The 22,102-nt window shown below is 34.3% G+C and carries 22 protein-coding genes, 1 pseudogene and 1 other annotated feature; of the genes and pseudogenes, 5 read left to right on the top strand and 18 right to left on the bottom strand.

The genetic code is table 11. From position 1 onward, the window contains the following. Positions 1-314 precede the first annotated feature (314 nt). Together DN410_RS22325 and DN410_RS22320 are read left to right on the top strand one after the other, a co-directional pair. The gene (locus DN410_RS22325; protein ID WP_140970208.1) at positions 315-818 is read left to right on the top strand and encodes a DinB family protein; all 504 of its coding nucleotides are present in this window, start codon (positions 315-317) and stop codon (positions 816-818) included. 137 nt (positions 819-955) lie between these two features. After that, positions 956-1,288, top strand: coding sequence for a YfjL-like protein (locus DN410_RS22320; RefSeq protein WP_149178093.1), 333 nt, complete (start codon positions 956-958; stop codon positions 1,286-1,288). 63 nt (positions 1,289-1,351) lie between these two features. Here DN410_RS22320 and DN410_RS22315 read toward each other — a convergent pair whose 3' ends face one another. From DN410_RS22315 to DN410_RS22290, 7 genes are all read right to left on the bottom strand, one after another. After that, positions 1,352-2,047 carry an ABC transporter permease gene (locus DN410_RS22315; RefSeq protein ID WP_140970206.1) on the bottom strand — a complete coding sequence of 232 codons (696 nt, stop codon included), beginning with the start codon at positions 2,045-2,047 and terminating at the stop codon, positions 1,352-1,354. Between the two features lie 24 nt (positions 2,048-2,071). After that, positions 2,072-2,944: a DUF4097 family beta strand repeat-containing protein gene (locus DN410_RS22310; protein ID WP_140970205.1), complete on the bottom strand. Its 873-nt coding sequence runs from the start codon at positions 2,942-2,944 to the stop codon at positions 2,072-2,074. Between the two features lie 34 nt (positions 2,945-2,978). Continuing rightward, positions 2,979-3,683, bottom strand: coding sequence for an ABC transporter permease (locus DN410_RS22305; protein ID WP_140970204.1), 705 nt, complete (start codon positions 3,681-3,683; stop codon positions 2,979-2,981). Between the two features lie 34 nt (positions 3,684-3,717). Continuing rightward, positions 3,718-3,879, bottom strand: a complete 162-nt coding sequence (locus tag DN410_RS28075) for a hypothetical protein (RefSeq protein ID WP_000931819.1) — start codon at positions 3,877-3,879, stop codon at positions 3,718-3,720. Then, positions 3,872-4,795, bottom strand: coding sequence for an ABC transporter ATP-binding protein (locus tag DN410_RS22300; RefSeq protein WP_140970203.1), 924 nt, complete (start codon positions 4,793-4,795; stop codon positions 3,872-3,874). Before DN410_RS22300 ends, DN410_RS28075 begins: the two co-directional genes overlap by 8 nt. Positions 4,796-4,920: 125 nt before the next feature. Further along, on the bottom strand, positions 4,921-5,856 hold the full coding sequence (locus DN410_RS22295; protein ID WP_149178092.1) for a HAMP domain-containing histidine kinase: 936 nt from the start codon (positions 5,854-5,856) through the stop codon (positions 4,921-4,923). A 1-nt stretch (position 5,857) separates the two neighbouring features. Continuing rightward, positions 5,858-6,550, bottom strand: coding sequence for a response regulator transcription factor (locus DN410_RS22290; RefSeq protein ID WP_149178091.1), 693 nt, complete (start codon positions 6,548-6,550; stop codon positions 5,858-5,860). A gap of 169 nt (positions 6,551-6,719) precedes the next feature. Between DN410_RS22290 and DN410_RS28070 the strand changes: the two genes are divergently transcribed. Beyond that, on the top strand, positions 6,720-6,893 hold the full coding sequence (locus DN410_RS28070; protein WP_001293578.1) for a hypothetical protein: 174 nt from the start codon (positions 6,720-6,722) through the stop codon (positions 6,891-6,893). After that, positions 6,894-7,088: a YwbE family protein gene (locus DN410_RS22285; protein ID WP_001014310.1), complete on the top strand. Its 195-nt coding sequence runs from the start codon at positions 6,894-6,896 to the stop codon at positions 7,086-7,088. 38 nt (positions 7,089-7,126) lie between these two features. Here the strand turns inward: DN410_RS22285 and DN410_RS22280 are convergent, their stop codons facing one another. Beyond that, entirely contained in the window at positions 7,127-8,326 is a 1,200-nt protein-coding gene (locus tag DN410_RS22280; protein WP_149178090.1) for a class I SAM-dependent rRNA methyltransferase, read from the bottom strand. A 293-nt stretch (positions 8,327-8,619) separates the two neighbouring features. On the opposite strand from DN410_RS22280, the gene isdG reads away from it, so the two are divergent. Further along, positions 8,620-8,943 carry a heme oxygenase gene (isdG, locus tag DN410_RS22275; RefSeq protein ID WP_149178089.1) on the top strand — a complete coding sequence of 108 codons (324 nt, stop codon included), beginning with the start codon at positions 8,620-8,622 and terminating at the stop codon, positions 8,941-8,943. A gap of 68 nt (positions 8,944-9,011) precedes the next feature. Here the strand turns inward: isdG and srtB are convergent, their stop codons facing one another. The 10 genes and pseudogenes from srtB to DN410_RS22225 form a co-directional block, all read right to left on the bottom strand. Next, positions 9,012-9,776, bottom strand: a complete 765-nt coding sequence (gene srtB / locus DN410_RS22270) for a class B sortase (protein ID WP_149178088.1) — start codon at positions 9,774-9,776, stop codon at positions 9,012-9,014. Between the two features lie 32 nt (positions 9,777-9,808). Continuing rightward, complete coding sequence (locus DN410_RS22265) at positions 9,809-10,579, bottom strand: ABC transporter ATP-binding protein (RefSeq protein ID WP_000403752.1); 771 nt, start codon at positions 10,577-10,579, stop codon at positions 9,809-9,811. After that, positions 10,569-11,552: a FecCD family ABC transporter permease gene (locus DN410_RS22260; protein ID WP_149178087.1), complete on the bottom strand. Its 984-nt coding sequence runs from the start codon at positions 11,550-11,552 to the stop codon at positions 10,569-10,571. The genes DN410_RS22265 and DN410_RS22260 overlap by 11 nt, the downstream gene beginning before the upstream one ends. Positions 11,553-11,579: 27 nt before the next feature. Further along, positions 11,580-12,461, bottom strand: a complete 882-nt coding sequence (isdE, locus tag DN410_RS22255; protein WP_149178086.1) for a heme ABC transporter substrate-binding protein IsdE — start codon at positions 12,459-12,461, stop codon at positions 11,580-11,582. A 69-nt stretch (positions 12,462-12,530) separates the two neighbouring features. Then, positions 12,531-15,316 (bottom strand): annotated as a pseudogene (locus DN410_RS22250) (NEAT domain-containing protein). A 24-nt stretch (positions 15,317-15,340) separates the two neighbouring features. Further along, the gene (locus DN410_RS22245) at positions 15,341-15,799 is read right to left on the bottom strand and encodes an NEAT domain-containing protein (RefSeq protein ID WP_000476167.1); all 459 of its coding nucleotides are present in this window, start codon (positions 15,797-15,799) and stop codon (positions 15,341-15,343) included. Between the two features lie 23 nt (positions 15,800-15,822). Continuing rightward, positions 15,823-16,536: a heme uptake protein IsdC gene (gene isdC / locus DN410_RS22240; protein WP_000757950.1), complete on the bottom strand. Its 714-nt coding sequence runs from the start codon at positions 16,534-16,536 to the stop codon at positions 15,823-15,825. A gap of 506 nt (positions 16,537-17,042) precedes the next feature. Then, entirely contained in the window at positions 17,043-18,368 is a 1,326-nt protein-coding gene (gene brnQ6, locus DN410_RS22235) for a branched-chain amino acid transport system II carrier protein BrnQ6 (RefSeq protein ID WP_149178085.1), read from the bottom strand. A gap of 120 nt (positions 18,369-18,488) precedes the next feature. Then, positions 18,489-18,740 (bottom strand) — a binding site (T-box leader). Between the two features lie 109 nt (positions 18,741-18,849). Then, positions 18,850-19,539: a 23S rRNA pseudouridine(2604) synthase RluF gene (locus DN410_RS22230; RefSeq protein ID WP_149178084.1), complete on the bottom strand. Its 690-nt coding sequence runs from the start codon at positions 19,537-19,539 to the stop codon at positions 18,850-18,852. A gap of 195 nt (positions 19,540-19,734) precedes the next feature. Next, positions 19,735-22,095 carry an endonuclease MutS2 gene (locus tag DN410_RS22225; protein WP_149178083.1) on the bottom strand — a complete coding sequence of 787 codons (2,361 nt, stop codon included), beginning with the start codon at positions 22,093-22,095 and terminating at the stop codon, positions 19,735-19,737. Positions 22,096-22,102: the final 7 nt, after the last annotated feature.

The following is a 22,102-nucleotide window of genomic DNA, read 5'->3' as shown; positions in this document are numbered from 1 at the left end:
TTCCTTCAAATTCGATCTTTTAAGTACCAGTAAGTAATAAAAAAATTTATTTGGTGGGTATACACATACAGGTTTATTGCGTACATTCCAGTAATTATTACATGCAACAAACTCTTCTTTTGCTTGTACTTTTGCCTCCTTGATTAAACGAAATCCCTTTTTACATTTGCTGTATACAGCGCTAACATATCTTATTTTCGAAGACATTCTACTATTTCTATTGCAGCAAATGCTTAACTCAATATTTCTTATCGAACAGGGATTATATAATCTCTCACGAATTTAATCTATGAACAAAAATAGGAGGGATAACTATGTACCAAACTATTGAAGGTTTTTTACAATCATGGACATACGAGGCCGATTCTACTCAGAAAATGCTCGATGCATTAACAGATGAGTCTTTATCACAAGAAATTGCACCTGGACATTGGACGTTAGGCAGAGTTGCTTGGCATATCGTGACGGCAATTCCTGTTATACTGTCTGGCACAGGGCTAAAGTTTGAAGGAGAATCGAAAGATTATCCTGTTCCAACTTCTGCAAAAACAATTGCAGATGGGTATCGTAAAGTGAACGCGGCTTTCGTTGAAGCACTTCAAAGTAAATGGACTGATAAAGATTTAACAACTATTAATGACTTCTTTGGTCGCCCTATGCCGAATTCTATATTTTTAATGACACTTATTAATCATCAAAATCACCACCGTGGACAAATGACGGTTTTAATGAGACAAGCTGGCTTAACAGTTCCTGGCGTGTATGGACCCGCAAAAGAAGAATGGGCTGCTGCTGGAATGGAAGCACCTAAAATGTAACAACAGAAAAAGACAAGATGTTTACACATCTTGTCTTTTTCTGTAACTTGTTTCATGTGAAACTATTTTTTAAAAATGGTTGTTTTATGGAATATATAGGTTAAAATGAATACATATTACGAAGAGGAGTAACCAAATTGAATACAAAAAATAAAAAAATAGCTATGGGAACTATTTTACTAACTTCTCTTATTGGAGTTATTAGTGTATCTATTTATTTCGCCTATTATGGTACCCCTTGGGGAAAACAAGCAGCAATTACGGAATCAAAAGAGTATATTACTAAATATTTCAATCTAGATGCAGAAGTCAAAAATACTTCTTACGATGCTAAAATGAATAGCTATGCAATCTCCTTTGAAACAAATAAAGACGGAGAGTTTACTATCGAATATAAAAGTCCTAATAACTTTAACATTTCTCCAGGAGTGCAAAAGTATTTAAGCACACACTCTAAATTTACAGAGTAGTAACGAAGCGTACATATACAAAAAAGAGTTGGTGTAACGCCAACTCTTTTTTACGTATTCTTATCATACAGTTATATCTTCCTTCTCTATATTTTTTATTCCGTAATATGCAATTGCAACTCCAATTGCTGCCAATGCTAGTTGAAGGGGAAGTAAAGTTGCTGTAGGAAACTCTGGGTTGGTATTCATTGCAATTGTGACAACGATAAGAGATGAAACAATTGTAGTTGGCACGGAACGTTTACGCATTCCGAAATATAATGGGATTAAACTCATCCCCGCAGTTGCAATGGCTAAAGGAACTAGTTTTATTCCTTCTTGCACCAATTGATCTACTGTGAATGAATTAGGAAGAATTGAAAAACAACTATCTATCCCAAAGAAAATTCCTACTACTAAAATATTAGATACAATAACTGTTATAAATGTTACTATCGCTGTAATAGCCAACTTACTAGCCATCATTTTCTTTCGGTTAATGGGATAAGAAAACATGAGTAGTATTGTTTTATTTTTATATTCGCCAATTATTAACCTTGCTATTAATACACTACCAAAAATAATAAATGTTGCTCTTACTACTGTACTAGCCATTAACAAAATCATCTGCGGATCTCTTATTTCTGGATCTCCCTCTATTTGTGCAACGAAACTAACAAAGATTAATAATGCCAGTATAATGATATTTGCAATAACTGCTCCCCTCACATACCATCCAAACTTAAACTTCTTCAATTCTAGTTTCATAAGACGTAGCATGGTAGTCCTCCTTCCTCCTAAGACTTAATCAATATAAATGACTCCTGTTTCACTTAAAATCTTCGCTTCATTTTTTGCATCACCAATCGTTCCTACTTTTATTTTTTCTGTATTTTTATCTTTCTTAAGTCCTTTTAAATCCACTATTACGTCAGCTGAATTACTTTTAGCCATAAGCTTCAATGATGCCGGGACACCTTTATACCGTACGCCAATATCCCCTGATTTTGTTTCTACAAATAATGATTTTCCTTCTGTCATATCTTTTAGTAATGCTTCCCCAGATGTTGAAGTGATGTTCATATTTTCGTTTTTTACATTTTTCACATAATTATCGCCAGTAGTAGAAGTTATATTTACTTCTTGCAATGAACTATCTTTTAATACTAAATCTCCACTTTCGGATGTAAATTCACCCTTCTCTGCCGATAATCCTGTAATCATTTCATCTCCAGATTTTCCCTTTGTCACAATACTTTTTACTACTATATCGCTTATTTTCACATCACCCGAATTATTATTTACTACAATTTTATCTATTTCTTTCTTCGGAATAGCTATAGATATACTATTTTTCTTCCTAAACGTAAAACCATTAAAAAATTTGTTCACCTTTTGTTTTTGCTTAATCACAATTTTATTTTCGTCATTTTCTATTTTGACGGGATCTATCTCTTTATCTACTTGTTCACCTTGAGCGAAAATTACTATTTTATTAGCGTCTGTACTTTTAAATTCAATATTCCAATTTTCATTGTCTACTTCTATTTCTTTTATATTATTTATATCAAAAGACTTTTCTTTTTTAAAATCTTTCCCCTGAAATACCTTAAAACCAAAAACCGCACTAGCAATTGTAATTACTAATATTGCAATTACTATTATTTTTTTCACCATTCATACCCCAGTTCGTTTTTGTTTTAGGCTTGCTTCACGCCACATCGATCTTGTCAATTTTATGGAACGATAGATAGCTAATGAAAATTCCTAATAAACAGAGCACGATTGGGATAGCTATAAAATCAAACATACTTACTTGATCGTTTCCAGCACCAACGTTACCACTAATCAGCATACCAATTATTACTGCCGAAGTAATCGTTGTCGGTGTCGATTTCTTTCTCATTCCAAAAAATAAAGGAATTAAACTTATACCAGATATCATAAATGCACTTATAATAGTAGCTGGAACGATAGCTATTATTTCGCCTATCGTAGCAGGTGTTTCAATCAGTCCCATCATTGGACTCACAAAATATACGAGCAAACTAATAATGAAAGTAGCGATAATTGTGCTCACAAAACAAAAACAGAAAACAATTGTTAATTTCGCACTCATTAACATTTTCCTTTGTAGAGGATACATAAATGATAGTTGTATCGTTTTGTTCTTATACTCATCAATTACTAAACGTGATAAAATGACCGAACTAAAAATAATGAATGTTATTCTAATAAAAATATTTACTAAAGCCATGTTCTGTTTGAAGTCAGAGAAGAGCACGTCCCCCTCAGCTTTCATTCCCCATGCCATAAGGCTTACTACAGCGAAAATTGCTATAATACAAATTGCTACACTTTTAAAGCAACTAGATAATTGATGTTTCTTCCATTCGAGCTTCATTAATTTAAACATATAAACCACGCCTCCATTCTTTATATACCTGTCTCTACGCTGCTAACATTCTAATTCCAGCAGTAACAAAGCTTAACATTCCTATCACTAGTAGAATTAACAACCATTTCCGCTCCGGTTTTCTATAATATAAAATCCCACTTATGAACATTACGATCAATCCACTTACCAGGTTCAGCCACAACCCATTAAGCATGAATACCCTCTCCATCCATTACATTTAAGAAATACTCTTCTAAGGAACTATGTTTCTTATTAATACTTTCAATTTCCACATCGTTCATAATAAGTGCTTTTGAAATGGCCTGCTGCGTCACCTTCAATTCATACACACGAATCATATTTCCACTCATTATTTTGTAATTTTTTATACCAAGTTTATCTTCTAAAATATAAGCTGCACGTTTCACATCTGGAACAGTAATTTCAATGTACTCTGTTTGTTTTCCGTTAATACTCTTCATTGAAACTTCTTTTATTAGTTTTCCATTTTGAATGACACCAATTGTATCCGCCATTAGTTCCATCTCACCTAAAATATGACTAGAAACTAATAATGTAATGCCATATTCTTTGCAGAGCATTTTAAATAAATCTCTTAATTCTTTAATACCAATTGGATCTAAACCGTTAATCGGTTCATCTAAAATGAGAAATTCTGGCTTTGTCACGATTGCCCTTGCAATACCAAGTCGTTGTTTCATTCCCAATGAAAAATCTTTTACTTTTTTATTATCTATCCCTTGCAGCTTCACTAAATGTAAAGCATGGTCAATTTCATTTTTGTCGTAATAGCCCATATATTCACAATGTAATTCTAAGTTTTCTTTCGCCGTTAATTTATCATAAAAGATTGGATATTCAATAATTGTCCCCATTCTTTTTAATACTTCATAAGATGTGTCTGTTAACTTCTCACCGAAAATTTCAATCTCACCGCTCGTCGGTTTTATTAAATTTGTAATCATTTTCATAATCGTTGTTTTACCAGCACCATTCGGTCCTAAGAAACCGTATATCTCTCCTTTTTTCACATGCATGTTAACGCTAGAAATAACTTCTTTCCCTTTAAACACTTTCGTTAACTGATTCGTTTTTAATATATAGGTCATGTCACTTTCCCCTTTCGCACTACTTTATATTTCTATAATAGACAACGGAAATCTCTTTTTTCTTACCCGTTTCTTACAAATTCCTTACGCTGCAAAAAAGCTTGTAGAATCTACTTCTCTACAAGCTAAAACTGCATCTTTTTTAATGCAACTGTAAAAATTGTTTTTTCATACGGCTTACTAGAAAGATGAATTTTTCCATCCATCGCTTCCACCAGTCTTTTCGTAATCGTTAACCCTAAACCGCTTCCTTGGTACAATCTATTTCTCGAATCTTCAAGTGTGTACATACGCTCAAACACTTTATCAATATGAGATTCATCAATTCCTTTTCCTTTATCCCATACATCTATATACACATTCGTTTCATCATCTCTTAACGTCATACCCAGTGTCTTTCCATCGTCTCCATATGTAATCGCATTTGATAGTAAATTATTCAATACCCTACCTAATACCTCTACATTTCCAAGTGCATATATATTTCTTTCTGGTATATCAATATGAACATGAAAACCTTTCGACGTCACTAAATCATAAAAAGATAAAATCTTCTCACGACAAACTTCATTCATATTCACTTTTGTCATTTCGATTGCTTTGTCACCAGATTCTAATTTTGCTAAGTCAAAAAACTTATGAATTAATTCCATTACTTCTAGTGTTTTCACATGCACCTTTTCAAGTAATATTTGCTGTTCTTCTTTATTCATTGTTTTATCCTTATTTAACATTTCTGTATATCCAAGAATAACTGTTAGTGGTGTCTTTAAATCATGTGAAATATTTGAAAGCATTTTTCTCATCGAAATTTCTACTTTCGCATGATCTGCATTTGTTTTCTGTTTTGCATCTAATAATTGATTAATTGCCACTAATAATTTTTGCAATTCTAGATCATCTGTCATAACGAGTAACTTCTCGCCTGTTTTTTCATTAACAATACTTTCTAATTTTTCATATGTGTATCTCAAATTTTTATTACTATTTTTCCTCATTTTATATTGTATATAAATGACACATAACAATATAAAAATAATACCTATTAACAAATTGACCATATTACAGCACTTCCAACTTATAACCGATACCCCATAACGTTTTAATGTATTCTGGATTAGATGGATCACTTTCGATTTTCTCACGCAATCTTCTCATATGAACATTAATAACGTTATCGTCACCGTAATACTCTTCGTTCCAAATTAGCGTATATATTTGTGCTTTTGTAAATACACGATTTTGATTTTTTACAAACAGTTTTAGAATCTCAAATTCTTTTAAAGTAAGTTTGAGAGGCTTCCCGTTTTTTTCCACAGTAAAATTAATTGGATCAATCGTTAAATCACCAATTTGAATCATCTTTTCTGTTGTTTCTGTAGCCGAATATTTCGTAGACCTCCGAATACCCGCTTTTACACGCGCGGCTAATTCAATCATAGAAAATGGCTTACAAATGTAATCATCTGCTCCAAGTCCTAATCCAACTGCTTTATCAACATCTGTATCTTTTGCTGACATCATTAAAACCGGCACGGCACTCTTCTCACGAATAATACGTACAACCTCTAATCCATCTAACTTCGGCATCATAATGTCGAGGATAATCAAATCAAATGAACCTTTTAAATATGTGTTCACGCCTTCTTCTCCATCAGACGCAATTGTAACTTGAAAACCTTCTTTCATTAAATATTTCTCCACCATCTCTTGAATTGAGATATCATCTTCAACTAATAAAATATGATGTGACATATATCTATCCCCTTTTTTACAAACATTAACATATCAATTGTATCGCAACGAATGAATGCTGGAAACAATTATATGAATTTTCAAACCAACTTCCCTTCCTTCCTTAACAATGATATGATGAAATTCACTACGATTGTTCATAATTAACTTTATATAAAGGAGACTTATCATGTCAGAAAACAAAAAAGTAAGCTTAGCTGATTTAATGCGTGAACAACTTGCTAAGAAAAAGCAAGGTAACGGTAATGGTCAAAATGCCAAAAACCAAAGCCAAGAAACAAAAAAATTACAAAACCAACAAACGAAGAAAACAAACAATCAACGTAGACGTACAGGTGTATAAATGAACGGACAAAAACGTTCTAATATCGCACCCGGCCTTGAAGTTGATATTGTATTAAAACAAGATCAACGTACCGGCAAATTAACACGTGGAATTGTAAAAGATATTTTAACGAATTCCCCTTCTCATCCGCATGGCATTAAAGTGCGATTGCAGGACGGGCAAGTCGGTAGAGTACAAAATATCGTTCAATAAGAAAAGGAGCTCAAGTAAACTCGAGCTCCTTTTCTTTATTACCCTTTAATTTTCTCAATGAAAACTACTTTTAAATAGTCTCCCTCTTTAAATTGATCAATTGTACGGAAATCTTCTGGTAAAGAATGTTCTTCTAATATTTTATACTTGCCATTCATTTCTTTAAATGCTGTATCAATAAAGCCTTTAAACTTTTTCATATCGAACGCACTACAATTTGTAGAAGCAACGATAATCCCGTTATTTTCTGTAATGGCAATTGTTTCTTTTAATAAGTTTTTATAATCTTTCGCTGCACTAAATGTATATTTTTTTGAGCGGGCAAAGCTTGGCGGGTCTAGTACGACCATATCAAATTTCATCTTTTTCTTAGCTGCATATTTGAAATATAGAAATACATCTTCTACAATAATATCTTGTGCCTCATAATCAATTTCATTTACACTAAACTGCTCAATCGTTTTACTTAAACTACGATTTGCAAGGTCGACACTCGTCGTTTTGCTCGCTCCGCCAAGCGCTGCAAATACAGAGAAAGCACCTGTATAAGAGAACATATTTAACACTGTTCTTCCCTTTGCATATTTATCACGAATTTGTTTTCGAACGTTACGTTGATCTAAAAATACGCCAACCATCGCTCCGTCATTTAAATAAACCGCAAAGTTCACACCATTCTCTTTTACGATAAGCGGGAATTCACCACGCGCTCCTGCTACGAAATCATCACCTTCAATGTACTTCCCTTTCGTATCAAAACGCTTCTTCTCATAAATACCTTTAAAATTTGCTACTTTTTGAAGAGCTGCTATAATCTCATCTCTGAAAGTATAAATCCCTTCACTATACCAACTTACTACATAATAGCCGTCATAATAATCGATGATTAATCCGCCAAGACCATCACCTTCGCCATTTAGGGCACGGAATGCTGTCGTATCACTTGATTTGTAAAATTGCTTTCGTTTATGTAAGGCAGATTTTATTTTACTTTCAAAGAAAGATTGATTAATTTGTTCACTCTCTTTTCTCGTTAAAATCCAGCCGTACCCTTTATTTTGTTTTCCATAATATCCTTTTCCGACAAATTGATTCTTCTCATCTACTACTTTAATGATTGTTCCTTCTTCCTGAACATCATTTAAATTTTGAATCGCATCTTTTAAAATAAGCGGATATCCACTTTTAATTTCTTTTATAAATTTCGGTTTTATTTTTACAGTTACTTCTGATCGCATATAATAACTTCCTTTCCATTTGCATGCTTTCTCTATAGGAAGCATTTAAAAAACGAGACTGAAAAAACAGCCTCGTTTCACTATACCATATTATTGCTTTGCTAGTACAACTCGCTCATTCTCTCGCTTAAGCGCCACATATTTACTACATTTTGAAATGGAAATCTTACTGTCCAAAATAATAAAAAACCTATTTATTTTACATTCACCATTGACAATGATAATGATTTTCATTATCATTTAATTTATATGAGTTCTCGAAAATAAAGGCAATATTTATAGGAGGAATACACATGATTATTGTTACAAATACAGCTAAAATTACAAAGAGAAATGGACATAAATTAATCGAACGTTTTAATAAAGTAGGTCAAGTCGAAACGATGCCAGGATTTTTAGGTTTAGAAGTTCTTTTAACGGAAAATACAGTTGATTATGATGAAGTAACAATTAGCACACGTTGGAATGCAAAAGAAGATTTCCAACGTTGGACGAAGAGCTCAGCATTTAAAGATGCTCACTCACATCAAGGCGGGATGCCAGATTATATTCTTGATAATAAAATCACTTACTACAATGTTGAAGTTGTACGTATGCCAATGGCTGCAGCACAGTAAACAGATCTCTTTTTTAAAGTATAGAATATGAGAAGCGTTACCTTTTCTCATATTCTATACTTTTTTATTTACTGTCTTTTTACTAGTTTCGCATGCACTACTAATCTTCCTGCTTCTGGATCAAGTGCATAGTCACATGTAGAAAGTGTTATAATTTCATCGTTTGCCGTCAATTTCGTATCTGTTTTGTAAAGTGATTTATCTTGAATTTGCTTTAAGAACGCTGTATACGCTGCATCGCTTTCAAAATCCGTTTCAATGTAATAAAAGTCCGTCGTTGTCGTATATACTGAAAACACTTCAACGTCGTATCCTTCAAATAATGTATCGTAATACAATTTACGATGGGACATGAAGAAATCTTCATTCAACATCTTTTTTAAACTTCCAAACATAGAACCGTCCTTCATACGATGACCATATAAAATAGTATTTCGGTTTTGGGATTTCACATCATTACGATAATCCATAAAAATACTTCCCGCTCTCATATCCTCGCCTTTGTAATTACGAAATAAATAGTAATCATTATCCTTCGCTTGAACGATTGGATAATTGATTTGTGTATCATCCATCGTAATCCATCCAACTATTTCTGGATTAATTTTTTGGAGAGCTTGAAACTGTTTACGTACTTCCCCATCTTCTGATTTTTCTTCCATTGGACTTCTCTTATAAATATGTTGCGCTTCAGCCATTACTTTACGATTTTCATAATAATCCATGAAAATCCCATCCAATTCATACATTGAATAGAAAAAGATTCCTAAAAATACAATTGTAAGTATTCGTTGAAAAAAAGAATTCTTTTTCCGTTCTTTCTTACTATTCAAATTATCACCTCAAAACGGATTATGCCCAGCCTTTAAATTCCCATTGGTACCATGTATAACCCTGTATCTTCGTCTTGTTTTACAACGACATCTACACCATATATTGCTTTAACCATTTCTTCTGTTATTACATCATTAGGATTACCTTTCGTAACAATTTCCCCATCTTTCATAACGATAATATGATCACTATAACGAATGGCTTGATTTATATCATGTAGTACCATCACAATCGTTAATCCATACACTTCATTTAACTCTTTCACTAACTCTAATATTTCTAGCTGATAATAAATATCTAAATATGTTGTCGGTTCATCTAAGAAAAGCATTGGTGTACTTTGAGCTAATGTCATCGCGATCCAAACTCGCTGTCTCTCTCCGCCCGATAAAGCATGAATTGGCTTTTCACGCTTACTTTGTAAATTCGTACATGTTAGTGCACGCTCAATTGCTTCTCTATCTTCATCAGTTTGCGAAGAAAAAACATTTTTATATGGCATACGTCCAAAGCTTATTAGTTTTTCCACTGTAATATCTGCTGGCGCCTCATTTTGTTGATGGACAACAGCTAACTTTCTAGCAAACTCTTTCGGTTTATACTCACTAATCGCTTTTCCATCAAGTATTACTTCCCCACTATTAGGAGCATGATTTCTAGACATAACACCAAGTAATGTTGATTTCCCGCAACCATTCGGACCAATGATTGTTGTAATTTTTCCAATTTCTATTTCACTACTAACAGACTTTAAACGATTTGTTACATTATCGTATGAAAAGGTTACATTTTTAATTTCCATGAACTTTATCACTCTTTCTAAGCAAGAATATTAATAATGGCCCACCAATGACCGCCATAATTGTTGCTGCTGGAATTTCATTAGGTGGCACAATTAACCTTCCAATCGTATCCGCCGTCAAAATTAATAACGCTCCTGCAAGTGCAGAAAATGGAATCAACACTTTATGATCTGAACCAACTAGTTGTCTCGAAATGTGCGGAACAAGTAATCCAACGAAAGCAATGACTCCTGCAATCGCTGTTGATACTGCCGCTAAAAGTACTGCAATGGCAGAAATAATAAGACGAACTCTCGTCACGTGCAAACCTAAGTTTTTCGCAGTCTTATCTTGTAGTGATAATAAGTTACACCAAGCCCCTACAAACAATGCAAGAATAAGACCAATTGTCCCATACGTAACCATTATTTCTACATCGCCCCACGTCTTCATCGTTATGTTAGAGGTCGTCGTTTGTTTAATACTCTTAATGAAATATCCACAAATCGTAATGAACGATTCATTTAATCCAGTGAACATTGCATTAATAGCTATACCAACTAAAATAATGCGAAGTGGACTTAGCCCTGACTTCCATGAAAAGGCATAAACGAGATAACAAGCAAACGCACCACCTAAAAAGGCGAATACTGGTGTCCAGAAAAAGAATTGCGGGAATAACGTAATAATAACAAGTGTCATAAAACTTGCTCCTGAAGATATACCAATCACTCCAGCATCAGCGAGTGGATTTTTCATAACAGCTTGAAAAAGCACACCTGAAACAGCAAGAGCCGCCCCAGTGAACAGCGCAATAATAATACGCGGGAAACGTAAATCTTTAATCACTACAACATCTTCATTTGCTCCTGTAAATATCCCTTGTACAAGCTCAACAATCCCTACTTCTAAACTCCCTTTCATCGCTGACAATGATGTCATAACAATAAGCAATGCAGTAACAATGAAGAAACTCCAAGTTTTTTTATTCATTCCACTCTTCCTTTATATTAAAATGCATCACGGATACATCATTTTTTTCAATTCATCTAATGCTTCAATAGCTGCTAAATTGCCTGTCGTTCCAAATAAACGCTCTTCTAAATCATAGACACGGTTATTTTTAACTGCAGCGAAGTGTTTCCAAATATCATTTGTTTTAAATTCTTTATCGAACATTTTTACGACTTCATCAGGCATACCATGTGCCGCTCTTAAAATAATGTCTGGATCAGCTTTCTTTAAATACTCTGTATTAGAAGATAAATACTCTACTTGTTCACCTTGTACAATATTTTTACCACCTAGTTGTTTTACTAAATCTCCAATATAGGAATGTTCTGTCGCTACTAAGTAACTTCCCGGCACACCTAATAAAATAAGTACTGTCGGTTCTTTCTTACCCTTTACTGCTTTTTGAATCTCTGCAACCTTGTTATCTAACTTAGTTACAACTGCTTCAGCCTGCTTTTCGCGTCCATATTTCTTACCTAAATTGCTAATTGAATTTTGCATATTTTTCAAACTCGTTAAATCTAAAAAGTTGGCTTTCATACCTACACCATCAAAAACCGGCTTTAATTCATATTCAAGTGTTGTCACAGATAACACTTCTGATGGCTTTAATGATTTTGTTTTTTCCATATCTGGACTCATTGGATTTCCAACTTCCGGTAAGCCTTTATATCTCTTTGGTAAATCTTTCGTACTTGTTGGTACACCAACTAAATCTACTTCTAACGCATCCATAATTTCAGTAACAGCGACTGTCGTTGCAACAATCCTCTCTTTACCCTCACTCTTTACCTGCTTCGTTGTTTCTTTTTTGGGTGACGAGCACCCAGCTATACTCACTAATAAAATGATAGCCATTAGTACACTTGCAATTTTCTTCACTCTCAATCACCACTCCTTTCCAAACAATATGAAACAAGTCTTGATGCGCCCGAAAACGCATCAAGACTCCAAAAATTACAATCTACCAGCTCTATATTTACGAACTAGTAAAGCAAGTGAACCTAGCAGTAACACCATGTATAAACCAAGTTGTGCTGTATCTGCAGTTTTTGAGTTTTTCTCTTTTTTCGCATCATTATTTGTAGCTTCGTTTTTCTTTTTACCATCTGCATTTCGGTTAAAATCAGGAGTTCCTACTGTTTTTACATTATCTACTTTTGGTATAGTTACTGGATTTTCCGGATCATTCTTCGGATCTTTTTTGGGATCCTCTTTAATCGTTCCTAACGCACCAATATTATTTGTATCAAATTGGATTTGTACATCGTAGAAATGATGGTAGTTCATTTCGTTAATATCTACTTTTACTTTTGCATTTAATTTTGCAAATAAATCACTTACTTCAAATTGCACTACTCTCGTATTTGCATTTTTATCTTCGCTCACTATTTTCGCATCAGCAAATAGACCATTGTTTTCTGTTTGGAATTTCGTAATCCACGCACTATTTTTCAGCGTCATCTCAATGTACTTTTTACCATCTTTAACGATTAATTTTGCTGGATGTACAGTATAGTCATGCATCTTTGAAAGTTCATTTGTTTTATCTTTTAACACTTTAAATGGAATATCATATTGACCATCCACTAATTTTTTTGGATTAACGATTACTTTCGGCTGATTATCTCCACCTTGGTTGTCTTTTCCGCCTTGATTGTTGTTCCCACCTTGGTTATTGTTTCCACCTTGGTTATTGTTTCCACCTTCGTTGTCTTTTCCATCTTGATTATTGTTTCCGCCTTCGTTACCTAAAACTTTGATACTATTTTGATCAAATACAAATTGAACATCGTAGAAATGGTGGTAATTCATCGCATCAATATCTACTTTTACTTTTGCATTTAATTTTTTCGATAAATCATCTACTTCTATTTCTACTACCTTTGTGTTTTTCTCTTTGTTCTCGCTTAACGCTTTCGCGTCAACGAAAGAACCATTTTTTTCATACTCAAACTTCGTAATCCACGCACTATTCGTTAATGTAAACGATACATACTTCTTACCATCTTTCACTTTTAACACACCTGGATTTTTTGTATATGTGTTCATCATTGAAATTTCTTCAGTCTTATCCTTTAATACTTTAAAACCGATACTGTATTCACCGTCTTTAAGAGCATTGGGATCAATTGTTTTGTTATCGTCATGGTTGTTGTTTCCACCTTGGTTATTGTTTCCGCCTTGGTTGTCGTTTCCGCCTTGGTTATTGTTTCCGCCTTGGTTGTCGTTTCCGCCTTGGTTATTGTTTCCGTCTTTGTTGTTTCCGCCTTGGTTATTGTTTCCGCCTTGGTTGTCGTTTCCGCCTTGGTTATTGTTTCCGCCTCGTTTCCGCCTTGGTTATCATTTCCGCCTTGGTTGTCTAACGGTTTCATGCTACCTTTATCAAATGCAAATTGAATGTCATAGAAATGGTGATAATTCATTGAATCGATATCTACTTTTACTTTTGCATTTAACTTTTTCGATAAATCGTCTACTGCTACTTCCACTACACGTGTATCAGCTTTTTTATCTTCACTTATTACATTTGCATCAACGAACGAACCATTTTTCTCAAATTCAAACTTTGTAATCCATGCACTATTCGTTAATGTGAATGATACATATTTTTTACCATTTTTCACTTTTAACACGCCTGGACTTTTTGTATATGTGTTCATCATTGAAATTTCGTCTGTTTGATCTTTTAACGCTTTAAAATTGATGCTGTATTCACCATCTTTAATTGTTTCAGCATCTGGCTTTTCTACTTCCGGTTTTTCTACTTCTGGTTGTTTCTCTTCATTTTTAATTTGTTCAAGTTTATCTTGTTCAAATAAAAGTTGTACATCATGCGTTTGTTTATAATTTCTTGATGCCATCTCAATAAATACTTTTGTATTTAGTTTTTTTGATAAATCAGCTACTTCGAACTCTACTACTCTTGTATCTTTTTCTTTATTTTCACTCACTACTTTTGCATCAACAAATGCACCATCTTTTTCCGTTTGGAAATTTTTAATTAATGAGCTACTTTTTAGTGTTACAAACGCTTTTTTCTTACCGTTTTCTACTTTTAATATTCCTGGATTTACCATATAAGTATTCATCTTAGATTCTTCATCTGTTTGATCTTTTAACACTTTAAATGGAATGCTGTACTCTCCATCTTTAATTGTGTTAGAATTTGATTGTTGATCTGGGTCAGGCTTTTGGTCGGGCTTCTGACTTGGATCCGGTTTTTCATTTGGATCTGGCTTATTAGCTGGGTCCTCTTTTTCATTTGGTTGTTCCACATGAATCGGTGTAATACTATTTTGATCAAATGCAATACGAACGTCGTACTCATGATGATAATTTAAAAAATCAATATCTACTTTTACTTTTGCATTTAATACCTTCTCTACATCTTCTACATCAAATTCTACTACTCTTGTATCTTTTTCTTTATCTTCACTAATTACATTTGTCGCAACTAGCTTACCTGCTTTTTCTGTTTCAAACTTCGTAATCCATGAACTATTCGTTAATGTAAAGGATACTTTCTTTTTCCCATCCTTCACTTTTAAAGTCCCTGGGCTTACTGAATATTGATTCATCATCGATTCTTCATCTGATGTATCTTTTAAAACTTTGAAGCCAATTGAATATTCACCGTCAGCCAACTTGGTAGCTGCTTGAACTGCAAGTGGTTGTAATGTTGATACGAATGTAAATATCATTAAAAACATAGCAACAATAATTTTTGTATACCTGTTCAATGGAACGACTCTCCCTTTTGAAAATTATTTAATACTGTTCCCATCAAATACAAAGCGAATATCATATGAAGCATTATAATTAATAATTGGAATATTAATTTTCACCTTGCCATTTAGTTTTTTTGACAAGTCAGCAACTTCAAATTCTACAACTCTAGTATTATCTTTTTTGTTTTCACTTAACACGGTTGTTTCTACAAATTGACCATCTTTTTCTACTTGGAAACTTTTAATAGAAGTACTATCTTTCACTTTAAATGAAACATATTGTTTTCCATTTTTAACTGTTAATGTTGCTGGGCTTTCAAAATAACTATTCATTCTAGACGATTCATCTTTATCGCCTTTCCATACAGTAAAAGCAATATTATATTTTCCATCAGCTAGTTTTGTAGCAGCCTTTGCATCTTGTAAACCTAGTGTTGCGATAAACGTAAATAAAACAGCAAATACAGCAATAATCATTTTAAATTGTTTAAACATATATTCATCACCCTTCAAAAGATTTATTTACTCAACTTCACTTTACGAATTAAGAAAGCACCTGAAATAAGAATTAACGCTGCAAACAATCCAATACGTGCTTCATCGCCTGTTTTTGGGTTATCTGTTTTTTCAGCTTTTCCATTTTCATTTTTTGTTTCTTTGTTCACTTCTTTAGCTGTTTCCTTACTCTCTACTTTTGTTTTCTCTTCTTTTACTTGTGTATCTGTTTTCGCTTGATCATTATTTTTTGTTGTAGCAGCTACGCCGTTATCGCCACCTACAGCTTTTACATTTGCATCAAAAGCAAAACGAATTGTGTAGTGGTGGTCATAGTTTGCATTCGGTACAACAACATGAATTTTTACAGCTGCCGGTTTGGATAAATCATCTACTTTAAACTCTACTGTTCTTTTATCTGCCGATTCATCTTTACTAACAACTTTCGCATCAACAAAATTCCCGTTCTCTGGTGCTTTAAATTCTGTAATCCAAGCACTATGATTCATCGGAACTTGTACTCTCATCTCACCGTTTTTCACTATTAATTTTGCCGGCTTTTCAAAATAGTCATTTGCCATTGAAGCTGAATCATTTTCCGCTTTTTGAATTACGTAATTAATATCGTAAGTACCATCAGCTAGTTTTGCTGAAGCATTCCCGTATGGCATTACAAGAAAAGCTAGCATACATACGAACGTTATAATAAAAGCGGGTAATACAGAAACCTTTTTCATTTTTCTTGTTTCCTCCTTGGTTATCTTTCATTTCACTTTTCCTGAAAATGATAATTATTCTCAATTTATAAGAAAAAAATAATCTCTTCTACCCATTATTTAATTAGCACTCTTTTATGTAACATAAGTATTATTGATTATCATTCTCATTTAATATTAAAAATAATATCTCACCCTATTCCTTATACAAAGGCATAGAAACTGAGAAAAAATTATAAAACGCATTTATTGATTATCATTCTCAATGCAAATCAAAAAAAATAAACTATCTCTTCACCTCTTTCACCTCTTTCACCTCTTTCACCTCTTCCCATAACAACACTATAGTTATAGAAACCCCTTTTCCCTCACTTCCCTTCCAATATTTCCACAACTAAATCAATCTTAGCCTACTCATAATTTTTTTGTCAACTATATTACGTATAAAATTTTTAATATCTAATTTTCCCTATATACGGCTTTTTCTACAAAAAAAGAGGCTTTCTATGAAAGGAAGCCTCTTTTCTCTATTTTTCTACAACAATTTCATGTTTTTGAAACTTAGAAATTATATAACCAAATCCTATACCGATCATACCTGGAACTAACCAGCCAATCCCTACACTATATAATGGGATCTTATCTAAAATAGGCGCTAATGCTGCAATTTGAAGATTCGCATTGTGTAATCCATCAAAGAAGCTTATTGCAAATGCTCCTACAATACCGCCCACGTACATCGCTAATGGAAGACGAACGTAGTTTTCAACGAGTGATAATACGATAAGAACGATTCCAATTGGATAAATTGCGATTAAAATTGGTAATGCTAATGCATTTAACTGAGTTAAGCCAAGATTTGCTACCATAAATGCTAATACACAGAAAATGAAAACGACTTTTTGATAAGAAAGCTTTGGTAATAAAGAAGAAAAATAATCACCACAAGCTGCAACAATACCTACAGAAGTTGTTAAACATGCTGCTGTAATTGCGATTCCTAATAATAAAGTTCCGTAACTACCAAATAAATGATTTACAACGTTTGTTAAAATAATTCCTCCGTTTGCTCCCATTCCAAGAGACACACTAGAAGCTCCAAGGTAAGCAAGAGCCAAGTAAACTAGTAGTAAACCAAGCGCTGCAATAAATCCTGCAAAGATTGTTACTTTTGCAATGCTATTTTTATTTGTAATGCCTTTTTCTTTTAAAGCATGAATAACAACATTTCCGAATACTAGTGCTGCAAGTCCATCTAAAGTTAAATATCCGTCAATAAAACCTTTAAAAAGAGGAGCACTATATGCTTCTGTCGGTGCACCAAATTCTCCGATTGGTGTAATAAGTGCTTTACCTACGATAATTGCAATAACAGCTAACAAAATTGGAGTTAACACTTTACCGATGCGTCCCACTAATTTTGATGGATTTAAAGCTAAATAGAAAGTTACGGCAAAGAAAATAAATGTAAAGATAACAAGTGGATACGATTGACCAGCTATGTCACTTGGTAAAAACGGTGCAACACTCATTTCATAAGCAACTGTTCCTGTACGCGGAACACTTACGAACACACCTAAACATAAATAAATTGCAGTGATAAAAACAAGTGCGAATATAGGATGTACACGTCCCGCTAGCTCGTTAATATCTCCCTTTAAGGCTATAACAATTACACCTAATAAAGGCAATCCAACTCCTGTTACGATAAAACCAAACAAGGCGATCCATACATCAGTTCCGGCACCTTGCCCTAACGCTGGTGGAAAAATCATATTACCTGCGCCAAAAAATAGTGCAAATAACATTAAACTTATTGCAAACATCTCAGAAAACTTTAAAGATGATTTCATTTCTACTGACCTCCTAAATAATAATTGTTAATTAACAAAATATTCTGAATTAAAATCCATCACATATCCTCTTTCAAGCATACTTCCCCGTAAAAGAACGCAAAAAACACCCGTCCCTAACAAAGGGACGAGTGTTGAAATCGTGGTTCCACCCTTATTCTAATAAAATGCATTTATAACGAAATAAGCTCATTTTATAGCTCGTGTAAATTGATAACGGTTTTATCCGCCAAGAATTACAATGCATCGTGCAGTTCACTCTTGAAGTTTAGAGGTGGTAAGTTTGTCTTTCCGTATTAGGAAGCTCACAGCCTAAGGCTTCCCTCTCTGAGAATCGTAAAAAACAACTCATGTCCTCATCATTACTTTTATAAAATATCTTGTCGAAACTTGTTGTTTTTTTATTATATGGGCTATTTTTTAAAAAATCAATAGTTTTATTTTTTCTGACAAAAAAATATAGGGAGAAAATTTTTCCTCCCTATAACTGTCCTATTAATAATTCTAATTCTTCAGCTGTAATGTCTCGCCACTTTCCTACTTCAAGATCATTCAGCTCTATATTCATAATGCGTTCTCGCTTTAACTTTGTTACAGTAAACCCGAAAGCTCGGCTCATTCTACGAATCTGTCTGTTCATCCCTTGCGTTAAAACGATGCGAAATGTAGACTGATCAACCCTCGTCACTTTACATGGCTTCGTCATCCCATCTTTAATCTGTACACCGCTGGACATCTCATCAACAAACCAATCTGTAAAAGGCTTATCGACTGTGACAACATATTCTTTCTCGTGCTCATGATCTCCGTGTAAAATTTGATTCGCAATCGCGCCATCATTCGTTAATAAAATAAGTCCTTCTGATGCTTTATCTAATCGTCCAACTGGAAAGATTCTCTCTGGATAATTGATATAGTCAATAATATTATCTTCAATATGATCAGCTGCTGTACAAGTAATGCCGACTGGCTTATGAAAGGCGATATACACCTTTTCTTTCGCTTCTTTTGCAATAACCTGTCCATCAATCGTTACAACATCACCATCGCCCACGAGTGCACCGTGCGTACATATTTCACCGTTAATCGACACGCGTCCAGCTTTAATAAGGCGATCTGTTTCGCGTCTTGAGCAGGACTTTGCTTCGCTTATGTATTGGTTGATTTTCATGTTTTATTCCTTTTCATATAGATTAAAAGCGTCAATCTATGGCAATATCATTCTGCCACGATTGACGCTCGTTTACTTCGCAAAAACAACTAAATAAATAACCCCTATCACCAAAAATATTCCGCAACAAGCTAACAATACTTTTGCAAGTTTGTCCATAAACATATAATGGTTTCCCCTTTGTTTCGTTGTTTTCTATTTTAATTCGACAACTGTTACGCCTAGGCCTCCCTCGCCCATGTCACCGTAACGGAATGTTTTCACACCGCGGTGCTTCTTCAAGTAATCTTGTACACCTTGGCGAAGCGCTCCTGTTCCTTTACCGTGAATGATTGAAACGCGTGGATAGCTTGCAAGCTGAGCATCGTCTAAATATTTCTCGACGCGCGCCATTGCATTTTCAAAACGTTCACCACGAAGATCGAGTTCTAATGAAACGTGATAATCTCTACCTTTTACTGTTGCAACTGCTTTTTTCTCTGTTTGTTTCGGTGTGTTAATGTATTCCATGTTAGACTCTTTTACTTTCATCTTCAGAATACCGATTTGTACGCTCCACTCCGTATCGCTTACTTTTTCAAGTAATTGACCTTTTTGACCGAACGTTAATACTTTTACCTCATCACCTGCGCGTAACTGTTGTTTCGGCGCAGTGTTTTTCACGTTTACTTTTTGTTTCTTCACAAGCTCTGGTGCTGCGCCTTCTAGACGGCTCTTCGCTTCAATTAGCTCATGATCTTTTACATTTACAAGCTGTGCTTTACGCAATTGACGAAGCTCTTGAATAATGCCTTCTGCCTCTTTCTTTGCAGCTTCGACTTTTTCTTCCCCTTCTTTTTGCGCTTTTAATAATCGTTCATCGCGATCTTCGTTAAATTCAACAATTTGACGTTGTAATTCGCGATGAAGTTTTTCAGATTGTTTGCGAAGCGCTTCTGCTTCGTTCCAGTCACGCTCTGCGTTCTTTTGACTTTCTTCTAACTTCGCGATCATATTTTCAATTTTGTTTGTATCTGTACTAATGTGATTACGTGCTTGCTCAATCACGCGATCAGATAATCCAAGGCGTTTCGAAATTTCAAAGGCATTACTACGTCCTGGTACACCGATTAATAATTTATACGTTGGACTTAACGTGTTCACGTCAAACTCAACGCTCGCATTAATCACTTGCTCACGGTTATATCCGTATGCCTTTAATTCTGGATAATGCGTCGTTGCCACAACGCGAGCACCACGATTACATACTTCATCTAAAATTGAAATTGCAAGTGCAGCCCCTTCTTGCGGGTCTGTTCCAGCACCTAATTCATCGAATAAAACTAAGCTTTCAAAATCAGCTTTTTCTAAAATATCAACAATGTTCACCATATGTGAGGAGAACGTACTTAAACTTTGTTCAATCGATTGCTCATCACCGATATCAGCAAAGATATTTTTGAATACACAAATCTCTGACTCATCCATTACTGGGATGTGAAGACCCGATTGCGCCATTAATACACAAATACCAACTGTTTTCAGCGTAACTGTTTTACCACCTGTATTCGGTCCTGTAATAACAATTGTCGTGAAATCTTTACCTAACATAATATTATTTGGCACGATAATTTCTGGATCAATAAGCGGGTGACGCGCTTGTCTTAAATCCATGTAACGCTCGTTATTTACGATTGGTTTCGTTGCTTTAATACGTTTCGCATAAAAAGCTTTCGCAAAAATGAAATCAAGATTGGCAACTACTTCTACGTTTGATAAAACGATATCAGCTTCCACTGCCACTTCTTCTGTTAACATCAATAAGATGCGTTCGATTTCTTGTTTTTCTTTCACACGTGCTTCTTGAAGTGCGTTATTTAATTCTACAATGACTTGCGGTTCAATAAATAACGTTTGTCCAGAAGCCGATTGATCATGGACAATACCGCCATATACGCCGCGGTATTCTTGTTTTACCGGGATTACGTAACGTTCGTTACGAATCGTTACAATCGAGTCAGACAGCATCTTTTGCGCGTTTGAAGAACGCGTCATGTTTTCTAACTTTTCACGAATACGGCTTTCCGCAGTACGAATTTGAGTACGAATACCACGCAGTTTATCACTTGCGCTATCGACTACTTCACCGCCATCACCGATGCAATTTGTAATTTTCTTTTCTAAATCATATAAAGATACAATTTGAGCGACATGAGTTTCTAAAATTGGAAGCTCGACACCATTATCAACCATATCTTCAATGAAACGTTTCATATTTCGACTACCGTACATCGTATTCGCAATATCAAGTAGTTCATTTGGGCTTAGCATACTTCCGATCTTTGCACGCTTCACATTTGAGCGAATATCCGTAATACCACCTAATGGTGCACTACCTTTTAAACGAATGACTTTCGCTGCTTCATCCGTTGTATCTTGCATCTCTACAATTTCTTCAAAATCAGTGCTCGGCACTAAATGCTTCACTTTATCACGACCAAGTGATGAGGCTGTATGTTCAAGTAATTGTTCTTTTACTTTATTGTATTCTAATACACGCAACGTTCTTTCTAACATGTTGCAG

It is taken from the genome of Bacillus sp. SH5-2, assembly GCF_008368905.1.
In the GTDB taxonomy this organism is placed as follows: domain Bacteria; phylum Bacillota; class Bacilli; order Bacillales; family Bacillaceae_G; genus Bacillus_A; species Bacillus_A luti.
The sequence above is the reverse complement of the archived record's forward strand: the minus strand, read 5'-3'. Positions and strand labels throughout refer to the sequence as shown.